We start from the raw sequence: 13,992 nt of genomic DNA on the forward strand, positions 1-13,992 counted from the left end.
GCTTCCTCCTTAAGATCAAGCCGTTTTTAACACTTCAAATGAATGATCGCTTTACTTACAATACCCATTCTTAAGCCGATCATACACGATCTGTTGATTGATATTTGATTAGCCGAAAGCACTCAAACAAGCAGTAAGATAAAAACAGGTGCTAGACCATGCTGCACCTGTTTTCTTGAGTCTGTTATTTATAGATAGACTCTAAATGTTTGATCTCGACATTTTTAAAGACAGAAGTGCCGCCTTCAGCAAAAAGGGTGATTCCTTTATCGTGTGCACGGGGAAATACTTCACTTGAAAAAACGGTTTTCCCATCGTCAATAAATACTTCAATACTTGTCTTATCAATCAATACTTTGAGATGGACTTTCTTGTTATGTGCCTCAAACGGCGCTTTGCTTTCAAGATATGTTTTCTTTTTGTCGGGCTGTCGTACAGAAGCTCTGCTGACATAAGAGTAGGAGCCTTCTGCAAAAACGCCAACATCAATATGGCGCTTTTTATCTGCTGATTCACGAAGCCGTATACCTGTATTTTTGATATCGGACCAAAGGATATCGGTGTCAAGCTGATACGTGTCACCTGTGACATTCAGTGTTTTTTCACCAGTCACCTCAAGATGTTCAATAGTATCCGTTGAACTGATTAAGCTGTTCAAGGCTTCGATTGGTTCTGATTTCAGAGTGTATCCATTATCTCCTTCATGTGCCAGCTTGATTTGGCGAACAATAGAATCTGTTCCGTTAAAGCCATCCCGCAGCGTGGGTGTATTGTCCGGATAATCCCAATTGTTCATCCAAGCCAGCGCATAACGTTTTTGGTATTTATCACTGCTTGTCCCGTCTTCAAACGTCACGCCGCCATACCAATCAAATCCATAGTCAAGCCATTGGGGCTCCTTGTCCTCGGCCGTAAATTCCTTGCCATTATAGTCGCCGATCCAATAGGCGTAGGTGTTCGGATTGCCCTCGGATTTGCCATTCGCGCTGGCGCCCAGCACCCATTTATACGTCCCGTCATCTGCACGCAGTTTGAAAAGGTCGGGACATTCAATTAGACCGGTATGTTGAGTGAGGAATCCTCCTGTATAGTGCCAGTCCTTTAGATTATGGGACTCATAAAACCCAATCTTTGTTCCTTCGGCCATCACCATCACCCATTTACCAGCTTGATCATCCCAGATTACCTTAGGGTCTCTGAAATCCTTTGTTCCCGGGTTGGCCATAACCGGATCTTCACTGTATGATGTGAACGTTTGTCCTTTGTCAGTGCTGTACCACAGATATTGTTCCTGCTTGCCGCCGTTGGCAGAGGGCTGTGTCATAATCGCGACAATGGCATTCTTTCCGAAGCCCGCCGTATTTTCTGTATCAACAACGACTGAGCCTGACCAGATATCACCATTTTTATTTGTGTATTTAGGAATGGCGACTCCTTCGTCTGTCCAATGCACCAAATCTTCAGATATTGCATGGCGCCATTCTGTCCCGTTGCCGCTTGGATAATCACCATTATAGAGATAATAGTAATGATACTTTCCGTCAAAATAGATAGGCTTCTGCGGATCATTTTTCCATTTATCCGGTGTTGTAAAATGGTACGCTGCCCGATAAGAGGGGGGATCGGTTGTTTTCTTCTTCTCCTCCTTATGGTGGACCGCTAACCCAATGCCGATGAATAGGCCTAAACAACACACAATGAAAACACTTAACCGCTTATATACTTTTTTGTTAAAGACTCTTTTTATCAAATAGATTTCCCGCTTTCATTATTTTACATCTTGGAATGTATGCAATTGAATTTGATTTGGAGAAGAATCTGTACACCTGGAAAATAAATGAATAACGAAAAGAAAAATGCCAACGGTTCATCGGCATTTTCTTTTCGTTATTATACAGGAGCTTATTCAGTACTTCTTCTTATTTATTAACTGTTAGTTGTCCTTGATCAAGGATGCTGTTTTTAACAACAGATGTTTTCTTGCCTTTAATGTTTAGTAAAAAGCTTGGCGCAAACGTAGCCTGTTTGTCTGAATAGAAGCCTCTGTTTGTCATGTAGCTTGTGATTACGACATTATTTCCTTCAGCTTGCGGTACGGCAAAGTGAGAGTACGTAAAGGTGATATCGCTAGGATCTTGGTCCATTTGTAAAACAAGTCCGGTTTTGTTCAACGGTTTGTATGGGCCTGTTAAGGAGTCGGATACATAACCTAACATATAAATATCGTTAGACGAAATGCCATCGATTGTCATTTTTGATCCTCTTGAATCAGTGAACAGATACCATTTGCCATTCATTTTAAAGACATTCGCACGTTCAATTTCATCTGTTACAGTATTAGACGTAATCAGCGGTTTCATGACTTTTTTCAGCGTGTAGTCATCGTTTAATTCAACAATGCCGAGTGCGCCGTTAGCTAATTCAGCTGTGCGTTTTTTATCGCTTTGCAGAAGTTTTTGACTTTCTTTACGGAAGAATGATGTGCTTTTGCCATAGTATGCTTTGTTAAATAAAGATTCTTCGCCTTGGTAGCCAACTTCAGTTCCCGTATTGGCTTCGAACACAAGGTATTTATGGCCGTTTTCTTCTACATAGTGAGGATCTCTTAGCGTATGGTTATCGCCGGAGCTATAGTTGCCCTCATCAATAAATTGCTGCACATTTTGATAGGTTGTGCCGTCGCCGTCAAAAATAGATTTATAATCTTCAATACCGTCAATTTTGAGAGAGTTCTGATCAGGCTGAGACACATTAACCTGAGCTGTTGTTAAGGTTTGTTTGCCGTAATTCTTACCAGAGAAATCTGTGTAAAATAAACGAACCTTTCCATCAGATGTTAATGTCGCCGAACCGGACCATTCTTGCGTTTGATCTTTTAGAATCGGATCGTTTGCTGCAAATTTATCGCCATCCTTAAACACTCTTCCTGCATTTTTCCAGCTGTCGATTGAAGTCTCGCCTGCTTTTTGGTAGAACACGTAAATAGAAGTGTCGTCCGCGTTTTTAGGATCTCCAGCTAAAGCGAATACAATGTGGTAGCCATGATAATTTGCAACGGTGCCGTCAGCATTTTGCAAAGGCCAGCTGTCCCATACGTCGAGCCCTTTTGCAGAAGAGATGTTTTTAATTGTTGATTGATCGAATTGAGGCACTTGATATTTCTCACTTTTTTGCTGTTCAGGGATTTGCAGCATGTCATGGCGGGTAATATGGGAAACGCCATATGTTTCTTTATACGGTTTGTTATCCGCTTCTTTCGCAAATGCTTGAGTCGCGCCTCCTGCCAGCAGTGCAGTTGTAAAGGTTAATACTGTTGCTTGTTTTGCAAACTTTTTGATGTTCATCATTCGTGTCTCCTTTTTTTATGTACTGTGTTAGCGGTCTGCTTCTTCCAGCCCTCCTGTTTGATAAATGGCAAGTCAGTTACGCACAATAAAAAAAGACCTAAAATATGTAAAGGGATGACGCCAAAGAATACACTTTGCCCTTAACACATTTTAGGTCTTGCCTGCTTTATCAGTAACAAACCTGCGTTATTTTCTTTTCACCATTACTCTAATTGATTGGTTATTTGATTTCAACCGGACTTTTTTCCTCTTTTAGAATCGTCTTTTAATAGTTTTTTTCATTTTATATAGGCTAAAAGACTGGTAACCGCCGCATATTATGAGTCATCATATTTCCGTGAATTCTTTGTTAAACTCTCTCTTGCCATCTTGGGGTACCGTCAGGAAAATGCGGATTTACAACGCTAAGCATATTTTCATGACGATTACCCTGATTTTAACAACGTTAAGCAACTCTTAATGGTCTTAAAGTATCTAAAGAGATACTTGTTTCCGAATAACATATGATGCAACAAATCCTCATTTAGATCAGCTAATCCTTTTTATGTTCTATCGCTATAGACAAATATAGAGTATTCCAGATACTGAGGGTATTGATAATTATATTTAAAGCACTGGCTCTTTTAAGCTGATGTTGTATGGTTCGTTCCCTAAGCTCTCCTTGTTTTCCAAAGAAAATAGCACTTGCCAGTTCCATACAGCCAAATCTTAATTACGGTAATGGCTGGTGTTAACCAATTAGAGCGAGATCTTATTCGTATGCGCCAATGTGAAGGGATTGAGCTGGCTAAGAAAGAAGGCAAGTTTAAAGGCCGGTTAAAGAAATATCATAAAAATCACGCAGGAATAGTAACTGGCAGTATAGTTTAAGTGAGACTCTTCGCGAAACCTTAGTGAATAGGTGTTAGCATCTTTTATTAAAATAAAACTGCAAAAATACCTCATTATTTATAGAAAAGCATAAGTAAGGCATCTTATTTATCACACCAAGATGTCTTACTGCTGTATGTAAGTATTAAATTTCCTGATAGAAAGTACCAATTAGATAACCAACAGAAGTTAGGAAAATATCGCTGATTAGGCTAAATCGTTTTTTTCTCATCCTCTATGGTATAACTTCCCTTGCTGCTTCTATGAAAGATAATATGATTGGTGAAAGCCACTTGTCTTTATGCCATGCCATATGTGTATATACGTGCAAGTCCGGAATTTGCCATGGAAGAGCAACAAGTTCACCCCGTTCAACTTCGGCATCCACTGTTATTTCAGGAAGAAAGGCAATACCAATTCCCGTAATTGCACATTGTTTAATGGCTTCGGCATTTTGAAACTCTAAATAAGTAATATCATCAATGCCCTTCTTCTCAAATGACCGGTCAAACATGGTTCGATAGGTACATCCCTTTTCATTTACCAGGAACATTTCTCCGTGAAAATCTTCCTGCTGCAGTACAGTTAGTTTCGCAAGAGGATGGTCAGGAGCGACGAACAAGCGGAAAGTTTCTTCCAGTAACGGTTCTACTGCAAGTCTCGTTGAGAAAATGGTTTCGTCCAGCATAAAGACGACATCCGCGGTTCCATCAAAGAGCGTTTGCTTGAGTTTTTGATTTGGAACAGATTGGAAGATGAGACGAACTCCGGGGTGACGCAAACGAAATAGCTGAAAGACAACTGGAAGCCGATAGGCGCAAAGAACCTCGTTGGCACTAATCGTTAGGGTGCCGCTTAGATTTTCATTGTCATGAACGACACTGCGAGCTTCGTCCAATTTGTCTAGAACGCTTTGGATATGAGTTAAAAAGCGTTTCCCCGCAGTTGTTAGCACGAGTTGCCTGCCTAAGCGGTCAAAGAGACGAACACCAAGCTCATCCTCCAATGCTTTTATTTGCATCGTGACGTTGGAGGGGACGTAGTTTAGCACTTCCGCAGCCCGACTGAAGTTTAAAGTAGTAGCAACCGTGCGGAATGTAATCAGTTGGCGCAATTCCATCACACTACCTCCTTTTTGCTTTCAATATTTTTGAATACTACTTTGAATTTTATTCACTTTTCTTGAAATTACCACAGGCTTATACTAGCAACAAGAAATACATTTTGGATTTCACTTTGAAGGGAGCAATCATACAATGGATTATGAAATTTTTGATTTAGGTGACATAACATTGCAATCAGGAGTGACTTTACCTAACGCTTTTCTTGCTTATAAAACTTATGGTGAATTGAATGAAAAGAAAGATAATGTCATCGTCTATCCAACTGCTTTTGGAGACCAGCATGGTCAGAATGAATGGCTGATTGGAAGCGGCATGGCACTAGATCCGCAGAAATATTTCATTATTGTTCCAAATCTGCTGGGAAACGGATTATCTTCGTCTCCTAGTAACACGCCTCCTCCATTCGACAAGGCTAATTTTCCGCAGGTAACCATCTATGACAACGTTAAATTCCAAAATCGGCTGGTGACCGAGAAATTCGGCATTCAAAAGATTGCACTCGTAGTTGGATGGTCAATGGGGGGCATTCAATCATACCAATGGGGGGCAAGTTATCCCGACATGGTAGAACGAATTGCACCTTTCTGCGGAGGTGCAAAGACTTGGCCGCAAACGTATGTGGTTCTGGACGGAATGAAAGCTGCGCTCATGGCTGCAGTTGGCTACGATTCAAGTAAACTAAACCAGTTGACTTCAGCAGACATGCGCACCGTTGCCCGTGTCTATGCAGGATGGGGCCTATCACAGGCGTATTACAGAGAGGAACTTTATCGTGATATGGGATTTGACTCATTAGAAGATTTTGTGGCTGGCGTCTGGGAAGATAGCTTTATGAAGATGGATCCGCACAATGTCCTCGCCATGTTATGGGCAGGCCAAAATGCAGATATTAGTGCAAATCCTGTCTATAATGGAGATTTCGATGAGGCGCTTAAAAACATTAAAGCGCTAGCCTGCGTCATGCCAGGGAGTACGGATCTCTTCTGCACTGCAGACGATAACGAATACGAGGCTAAGCTTATACCTAATGCTGTTTTTAATCCTATCGAATCTATCTGGGGCCATTTTGCTGGTCGCGGAATCAACAGTGTCGATAATAAATTTATAGATGACAATCTGAAACGCTTGTTGTGGCTTAATCCAAACGGATAAATAATCATTAGTAATTGTTTCGGAAGAAAATGTCAGAGTATACAACAAAAAAATAGGTCTACATTTCATCAAAAGCCTAATTTCTCTGCATTTAATTGAGAAATTAGGCTTTTTTAATATTGAGAATCCCTTAACGTTGTAAATCCGCATTTTCCTGACGCTACCCCATCTTTAAGGGAAGTAACATTGAATTTTCTTGAAATATTGACTTAATTAGAATATGTCTAATGGGGAGGGAGACAAATGGTGCATATACGAAGAGCAAAGGAAGAAGACCTTATCGCTATTTTAGACATCTATAATCAAGGTATACGGGATCGCATTGCTACCCTGGAAACAGAAGAGAAAGACTTGAAGTATATGTCTGACTGGTTTCTCCAGCGTTCCGATAAATATGCGGTTTTGACAGCTGCAATTGAACATGAGGTGGCGGGGTGGGCTTCTCTTAATCCTTATTCTCATCGCTGCGCTTACCGGGGGGTGGCTGGTCTATCTCTAAAGGGGGGAGAGGGTCTGAGACTTATTTTTGTTAATATTCAGCCAAGGAATCAGCCGCTGAGGGGCGGTTTCATTGCAGGAATGGGATTCTACAGTCAATAGAATCCCTAAGCAGAATTTATCATCCCTTCAAGGATCGAATACTCGCCAGCCGTCTTTGCCGTTTAATAAATTCCTTTGTTTGTTCTGCTTTTTGTGATAAATCCTCCCAGCAGCCAAAGGGCTGCAGACCAAATAAGCAGATAGATAAGCTGGTTATTGAAACCCCACATATTTTGTCCCATTTCCAAACCATGAACAAGTGTCATAAATGCCTTTTGCGGAAGAATGGAACAGATGACGTCTAACGTTTTATTGTTTGGTGTAAAGGAGATGAAACACCCTCCTAATACACTCGTAACCACACTGATTCCACTCGTTACTAAACTTGTATTTTGTTCCATCACTGAGGCCATAAATAAAGAGAATGCGGTTGCCAGCACTGTAAGAATAGCCAGCAATAAAGCCAGCATGCCAAAACCAAAGCCGATCTCAACGCCAAAAGATACTTTAGTAATCACAATGGCTAAATAGGACGGAATGTATAAACATAAAAACGTAAAGATAGATTGTACCAATAAATATTTTTTTTCGCTTACTGGTGATGTTAAGATTCTTCTGAAGGTTTTTAGCATCCGGTCTTCCGGATAAAGGGCAGTCAATGCAACACCCTGCATTAAAATTAACATCACAATGAAACCTAAAATATTTGTGCCTGCGCCCCGTTCAGCTCTAAGTTCATCCTCTCCCTGATAGTTATCTGGAAGTCGTCCCGTCTCAAAAAACTGTTCAATTACTTTTTTATCCTCTTCGCTTTTCAAGGTAGTTACCGAATAACTATTATTTTTTTTCTCTACAACAGCTGTATATTTTCCTGTCACAAGATCAGAAAACTTTGGCTTTTTATGTACCACAACCACTCTGAATGTGGGATCGTTTGGTATGTTCTGCGTATTGCCTTTGTCGGTCACCAATGCGATCGTCTCTTTTATAACTGGTTCACCGGAAAAAAAGATAGCCACTCCAATCATAAGGGGGACAATGACCACCGCAATAATAATAATTGCTTTTTTAGTTAACATACGTTCCCATCTGTTTTTGAATAAATTCAGCATACATATTCCTCCGGTTTAAACACGATCTGACTTACAATAATACAGACAATTGAAGCTAAAAGCAGGGAGGACAGCACTGGGAGAAAGATGCTGAAATCATTATCATAAATGATGCGAAAGGCACATTCCGAAACCCATTTAACTGGTGACAAATTGGAGATTTTATTTACGGTGACCCCAAGTCTATGAATCCCGAAAAATACGCCGCCAAAAAAGACAAAGAAGGCTACCGGAATTTGCATGATGCTATTTGCCTGCTCTTCATTTTTGCAAATACAGCAGAACATCGTACCGAAACAGCAGCCAAATAACAAAAAGATATTGATTAACAACATAACGTAGGGAAGGTTGCGACCGCCAAAATTCAGCTGAAAAAGGGTTTGGGCCAAAAATAAAATAAAGCTGTAGGAAATAGTGCCAAAAAGATAAGTAGATATTAATTTAGAAAGATAAATGTCCATTTTCGAAACCGGGGCATATAAAATCCTTATATTTCCTTTCTTTACCTTTTCCTCCATGAATGTATTGGCAGCTGTCATGGCGATGAGAGCCACCGCAAAAATCGTCATATTGACTCCATAATAATCGTATGAACTAACACTGCTTGCACCAAAATTGCTTTTTGTCACAAAGCCCATGGTCGCAATCAAAATAAAAGGAAAAACCGTATTTACTAATAATAGGGCGGGTGTTCTTAATATATTCATAAAATCAAATTTGAGGATTCGTATAAAGTTCATATGTTCACTCCTAATCTCTTAGGTTTCTACCTGTTAATTCTAGAAAAACTGTTTCTAAAGAAGCCTCTTTGCTGGTCATGCTTTGAATTTTACAGCCTTCAGCAGTCAAAACGGCGATCATTTTATCAAGATGAAATTTTGACTTTTGAGCTATTACTTCCAAAATATTTTCTGTTACATTCACTCTTATAATCCCATCCATTTCACTGATCAACGCTCTGTTTAATTGGTCAAAATGGGTTAACTGGAAGGAGTACGCGGTTTCATTATGTATTTTTTGATTTAATTCCTCTTTTGTTCCATGGGCAATAATGTTGCCATCGTTCATAATAATAATCCGATCAGAAATGGCCTCAACTTCTTCCATGTAGTGTGTTGAATAAATAATTGTTGCACCTTTATTTTTCAGCACTTTAATAGATTCTAAAATGTGGTTTCTGGATTGAGGATCAATTCCCACTGTAGGTTCATCCATGATAATCAGCTTCGGCTGATGGGCAATGGCACATGCAATATTTAATCTCCTTTTCATCCCGCCTGAAAAGGTTTTAGGTTTATCATCTTTCCGATCATATAGCTGTACTATCTCTAATGCTTCCTTTACTTGGGTTTCCAACTCTTTTCCTTTAATATTATAAAGGCCGGCAAAAAAACGAACATTTTTTTCAGCTGAAATTTCTTCATAAATGGCGATGTCCTGAGGAACAACTCCGATACCCTGCTTGATCAGCTTTACATCTTTTTTTAAATCGCGGCCAAATATAGTTACTTTTCCGGAGGTAGCTGATAAAACTGTGGCTAAAATATTAATAGTTGTGCTTTTACCTGCCCCGTTTGGACCAAGCAAGCCGAGAATTTCCCCCTCTCTCACTTCAAAAGTAATACCATCAACCGCAACTTTATTTGGGTAATGTTTCTTCAAATTTTCTACTGCGACAATGTTGTTCATTCGCTATCTCCTTTTTGCAAACGGCGTTTTGCAAATTCCTGTAACGCTCGGGTTTGTAATGCTCCCCGGTCTTGTTCAATTTCAAAATCAGGCGCTGTTTCTTCAAAACCATCCTGCTCTTCTCCGTCAAAGCTATACAATTTCTTTAATAAATTCCATAGTGTCTCTAGCTCTTCCGTTGTAAATTCTTTAAAAAGGTCTGCCATAAAATATATTGCTTTTTCACCGCATTCCGCCATAATCTGATTTCCTGATTCAGTAATTTTCACATTCACCGCGCGTTTGTCTCGTTTGCTCGGTTCTGTGCGCAAATATCCTCTTTTTTCAATACTGCCAATCAGTTTGTTGGCATTCTGTTTCGAAGTGCCTAATTTTTTAGCAATATTATTGATTGTTGTTTCCTCCTCAGGTAAGTGGAGGATGGCTACCATAGTCATAAATTGCCTTGAAGTCAAACTCTCAAAATACACATCCCCTCGAAATTGAATTTTGTTAAGGACGGAAAAAAGTGTAGCGTATGCTTGCTGCATAAAAAATAAATCTTTTAGTTCTTTTGAAAAATCCATTGTATGCCTCCTAAAGACAATATGTTGTCTATTATGATAGCATCTTTTGGAAAAATGTCAACTTATTGTCTATTTTTTCACCTCTTTGTTTCAAAACTCGGACAGAGCCGAGGGATCCTCGCTTTTTTTGCACATAAGCGTTCCATTTTAATTTATTTCAGCTTTTCCGGGCAGATACCGTTTCTATTTCTGTATCTATCAATATGATAGTGTATCGCTATAAATCTAATAGAAGAGAAAGTGACTATAAGGAGGAACAAGCAATGCCGCCACGGCCGACTAAATGGATTAAGAGGAGCGTTCGTCCGGAACCTCTTTTATCACCTAGTGTCATGCAAGGGAGAAATGGGAATACCCCAGCCGCTCAACAAAACCAGCTCTTCGGACCTGCCAAGAACCAGCCTATTTCAGCGTTCAGAGCTGTCAACAGTACTGCTCAGTCTTTGCCTGCAAATGCAGCCAGCGGAGTCTTATTTCAAAATGAACAATTTGATTTAGCGAATGAATATAATCCCGATACGTCTACATTTACGCCAAGAACAGACGGAGTCTATTCCCTTACCGCATCCGTTGAGTTTCAAACAAATGCCATCGTTGACTTTACCTTCGAAGTTGTTTTTCTTGTCAATCAAGATGTTGTAGGAGGAGATAACGAATTTCGGGGAGGGGCTCTTCCGGTAATCGTAACTATTAATGATATTCTGCAGTTAAATGCCGGGGATACGGTGACAGTTGCGATGAGAAGCACTGCCGCAGGCGCCGTCCAAGTAAGCACAAGCACACATTTTGCAGCCGCCAGACTTCCATCTCCGACTGCATAAATATGTTGATTCAATTTAGCGGAGCCAATCATGAAAGTTGGTTTTTCCTGTTTTTCTAAGGAATGATCGACTTTTTTCTTGTTTGTTATGGTTTTGCTTCGCAGGTCGATTGAAAAATCTTTGATAAATGTTCCGGCAAAGTACCGCATTTTTGTTTAGGCGCGCCTCTTGCAAAATTGGAGGCTGAAATTGCGTTGACCTCTTTCGTCAATAAGTTTTCTCATATTGAAAAAGACCCGGTATTTGATTTTTGATGTACAAGTGCAGTACTTGAAGAGTTGTCCTATGGTGATCAGATGAAATATGAAATAAGGACCTCACAAGTGAAGTAGAAAAGACAAGGCTAGCCGGCCTTGTCTATTTGTATAGTATTTTCCTTCATTCTATGTGATGTAAAGCTTAGGAAATAACTTGGCGTTGCATGATAGCATGTATGGTCTCGGTGATTAATTTTTCAAATGAAACAGCAGGAATAGGGCCTGCTAAACGCTCATATTTTTTTTCGCTCAAGCTGTTTTCTTTTATCTGCATCCGGGTCTTGTTCGATAGAAATCGAGCTGTTAAAGATCAAGGTTTTCCGTGTTTCTTCATTATAATTAGGTCATTCGACAGTGCTGTGGTTTGGGTAGCCTGTACGGGCAAATGTGATCCAGGCGGTTTGAATGTGTGTGGAAAGCTGTTTTATGTCTTCGCTGATCTTCGTTTGCAGTGCCGCTTCAAGGGATTCAAAATTACCGAAAACAAACGGTATTTCTAAGGCATGAATCGCCTTGTCAAGCGGCGGCCGCCCTAGATGCCAGTCGAATCGGTACATCCAGACAGGTGCGATGTTGGATTGTGCTGATGCATAAGTAATAGACGGACGCCAAAAGAGCAGATCGGTCATCATATGAATTTGGCTTTCCAAAGATGGAGGATATAAGCCAGCGGCTCTTCTCGCAAACTCCTGTCCTCCAAATTGTTCTAACGCCTGATTGTTTTCTGCTTGAGACATCACTTCTGAATCAGGTGTAAAAAATAAGTAGCCTTCATCCTTGTTGGTTCCGATTAAAAGAGGAATCCTTTCTGCCGCTCCTTGTGCAATCGCTTTTTCCGGTTCAACCGGAAGTGTGTCCGGGTCTGCTGTCGGCTGGAAAAGGAGTGAGAAGATATTTTCATTATTCGTATTCCTGATCTTGTCAGCCGCGTTTAGAATATCCTCAGACGTTTTGGAATGGAGAATATCTGATTGATCAGGCTCAATGTCGAGCGTTTCCAGAAATGCCGCAGCAATATCAGCCGCTTTTTCGCTTGGCATGGTTTGAGAAGCGCCGCTTTCCATAATCGCTTTTTGGAATAAGCCCTTAGCCTTTGGCATTGTAAGAAGAGCGGCAATACACATTCCGCCTGCTGATTCTCCGAATATCGTCACGTTTTCCGGATTCCCGCCAAAGGCAGAAATGTTATCTTTTACCCATTGTAAAGCCGCGATTTGGTCAAGAAGACCGAGGTTATTTGTGTATGATTTATCAATAGAAGATAAATGTAAAAAACCGAAAGGCCCTAAACGATAGGTCAGTGTGACCACAATGACGTCGCCCGCCGCCGCGAGCGCAGACCCGTCATACAGAGGCTCGCTTCCCGCTCCGAGGTAAAATGCTCCGCCATGAATCCAAACCATTACCGGCAGATCCTTTTCGGGCGTGTCAGGTGCATAGACATTTAAATAAAGGCAATCCTCCGACTGAACGGGCATTTCCGCTCCTGCAAACGACATGGACAGCAAATCAGACGGCTGGGGGCACACAGGGCCAAATTCTGCAGCATTCCGCACCCCGCTCCAAGGCTTTGGAGCTTGAGGCTCTTTGAATCTGAATTCTCCTGTGGGAGGCTGTGCAAATGGGACGCCTTTCCATGTATGCACACTATTTTGTGCGGTGCCTTTCAGCTCCGTACCGGGTTTGGACAGTAAGATCAGCCATTCCTATCACTCCTCTTTTTACCCTTCATTATAAACAGCCAGCATGGTTTAGGCTAACAAAGGACTCCTGCTATGCGCCAGGCGGGCTGTGCAAAATATGCTGATCTATAAAAGAAGGGCGGAGTAATGACAAACGCTTCAGCGTCAGTCAAACTCTTGCCCTCTGGTTTATCTTCCCATCGTTTTTAAAAATGTCTGCACTTCATCAACCGAAAGACCCATTTCTTTTGCTTCCAGCATTAAAGCTTTCCATTCCTCTATGTTCGATTCGGTTAATTTTCTGTTTCTATATGAGGCCGATTCAGTTCTTTCTGATTTCAGCCTGTTCGTAAAGGTGAACAGTTCTTCTTTTTCCATTCCGGCTTGGACGGCTTGGACGAGAAGGAGGCGCCATTCCTCTTCACCGCCTGTTTTTTGGTGCAAAATCGTTTCCGCGTCAAATAATTCAGTTAATTCAACCTCCAGCGTTTCTGATACTTTTTTCAAAAATTGGATTGACGGATTGGTGTGCACGCCTCTCTCAATCTTACTCAAATAGGATTTAGAGACACCGGCCTCGACTGCCAGCTGGTTGATAGAGTAGCCTTTTCTTTTACGATATAAACGAATTATTCTTCCAATCATTATGCTGTATTCTCCTCATTTCACTGTCGTTATTTCGTTCATTATAAGAAATAAATCGTTCTTTATAAAATTTGAAATAGTAAGGGAAGTGCAGTAAATAAGAGGAAAATAATGATAATGTTCTCTAAAAAGAACTAAATAGCCTATTTTGCAATTTTCCAATTGTTGTGTTTTCTTTTATAATCCA

Annotated in this window: 11 protein-coding genes and 4 pseudogenes; 5 read left to right on the top strand and 10 right to left on the bottom strand. The window is 40.7% G+C overall.

The window, feature by feature from the left end:
- Nucleotides 1-184: 184 nt before the first annotated feature.
- From AXI57_RS03190 to AXI57_RS21905, 3 genes and pseudogenes are all read right to left on the bottom strand, one after another.
- Nucleotides 185-1,750 carry a glycoside hydrolase family 32 protein gene (locus AXI57_RS03190; RefSeq protein WP_061669210.1) on the bottom strand — a complete coding sequence of 522 codons (1,566 nt, stop codon included), beginning with the start codon at nt 1,748-1,750 and terminating at the stop codon, nt 185-187.
- A gap of 169 nt (nt 1,751-1,919) precedes the next feature.
- On the bottom strand, nt 1,920-3,344 hold the full coding sequence (locus AXI57_RS03195) for a glycoside hydrolase family 68 protein (RefSeq protein ID WP_061669211.1): 1,425 nt from the start codon (nt 3,342-3,344) through the stop codon (nt 1,920-1,922).
- Nucleotides 3,345-3,847: 503 nt separating this feature from the next.
- Nucleotides 3,848-4,038, bottom strand: a pseudogene (locus AXI57_RS21905) (Tn3 family transposase); the annotation flags it as partial.
- A 2-nt stretch (nt 4,039-4,040) separates the two neighbouring features.
- Here AXI57_RS21905 and AXI57_RS03200 point away from each other — a divergent pair.
- Nucleotides 4,041-4,196, top strand: a pseudogene (locus tag AXI57_RS03200) (recombinase family protein); the annotation flags it as partial.
- A gap of 256 nt (nt 4,197-4,452) precedes the next feature.
- Here the strand turns inward: AXI57_RS03200 and AXI57_RS03205 are convergent.
- Entirely contained in the window at nt 4,453-5,337 is an 885-nt protein-coding gene (locus AXI57_RS03205; RefSeq protein ID WP_061669213.1) for a LysR family transcriptional regulator, read from the bottom strand.
- A gap of 136 nt (nt 5,338-5,473) precedes the next feature.
- On the opposite strand from AXI57_RS03205, the gene AXI57_RS03210 reads away from it, so the two are divergent.
- Nucleotides 5,474-6,493, top strand: coding sequence for an alpha/beta fold hydrolase (locus AXI57_RS03210; RefSeq protein WP_061669214.1), 1,020 nt, complete (start codon nt 5,474-5,476; stop codon nt 6,491-6,493).
- Between the two features lie 243 nt (nt 6,494-6,736).
- A complete protein-coding gene (locus tag AXI57_RS03215) occupies nt 6,737-7,093 on the top strand; it encodes a GNAT family N-acetyltransferase (RefSeq protein ID WP_061669215.1) in 357 nt (118 codons plus the stop codon).
- Nucleotides 7,094-7,155: 62 nt separating this feature from the next.
- Here the strand turns inward: AXI57_RS03215 and AXI57_RS03220 are convergent, their stop codons facing one another.
- The 4 genes from AXI57_RS03220 to AXI57_RS03235 are packed head-to-tail and all read right to left on the bottom strand — an operon-like array spanning nt 7,156 to nt 10,400.
- A complete protein-coding gene (locus tag AXI57_RS03220) occupies nt 7,156-8,145 on the bottom strand; it encodes an ABC transporter permease (RefSeq protein WP_061669216.1) in 990 nt (329 codons plus the stop codon).
- Nucleotides 8,139-8,885, bottom strand: coding sequence for an ABC transporter permease (locus AXI57_RS03225; RefSeq protein ID WP_061669217.1), 747 nt, complete (start codon nt 8,883-8,885; stop codon nt 8,139-8,141). Before AXI57_RS03225 ends, AXI57_RS03220 begins: the two co-directional genes overlap by 7 nt.
- A gap of 10 nt (nt 8,886-8,895) precedes the next feature.
- Nucleotides 8,896-9,834, bottom strand: coding sequence for an ABC transporter ATP-binding protein (locus AXI57_RS03230; RefSeq protein WP_061669218.1), 939 nt, complete (start codon nt 9,832-9,834; stop codon nt 8,896-8,898).
- Nucleotides 9,831-10,400, bottom strand: a complete 570-nt coding sequence (locus AXI57_RS03235) for a MarR family winged helix-turn-helix transcriptional regulator (protein WP_061669219.1) — start codon at nt 10,398-10,400, stop codon at nt 9,831-9,833. Before AXI57_RS03235 ends, AXI57_RS03230 begins: the two co-directional genes overlap by 4 nt.
- A gap of 263 nt (nt 10,401-10,663) precedes the next feature.
- Between AXI57_RS03235 and AXI57_RS03240 the strand changes: the two genes are divergently transcribed.
- Complete coding sequence (locus AXI57_RS03240) at nt 10,664-11,221, top strand: C1q-like domain-containing protein (protein ID WP_061669220.1); 558 nt, start codon at nt 10,664-10,666, stop codon at nt 11,219-11,221.
- Between the two features lie 134 nt (nt 11,222-11,355).
- Nucleotides 11,356-11,475: pseudogene (locus AXI57_RS22435) on the top strand (cytochrome P450); the annotation flags it as partial.
- Between the two features lie 236 nt (nt 11,476-11,711).
- Here the strand turns inward: AXI57_RS22435 and AXI57_RS03245 are convergent.
- Nucleotides 11,712-13,182: pseudogene (locus tag AXI57_RS03245) on the bottom strand (carboxylesterase/lipase family protein).
- A gap of 167 nt (nt 13,183-13,349) precedes the next feature.
- Nucleotides 13,350-13,805, bottom strand: coding sequence for an HTH-type transcriptional regulator SlrR (gene slrR / locus AXI57_RS03250; RefSeq protein WP_003326831.1), 456 nt, complete (start codon nt 13,803-13,805; stop codon nt 13,350-13,352).
- Between the last annotated feature and the right edge of the window lie 187 nt (nt 13,806-13,992).

The sequence above is a fragment of the Bacillus atrophaeus genome, assembly GCF_001584335.1.
GTDB classification, from domain to species: Bacteria; Bacillota; Bacilli; order Bacillales; family Bacillaceae; genus Bacillus; species Bacillus atrophaeus.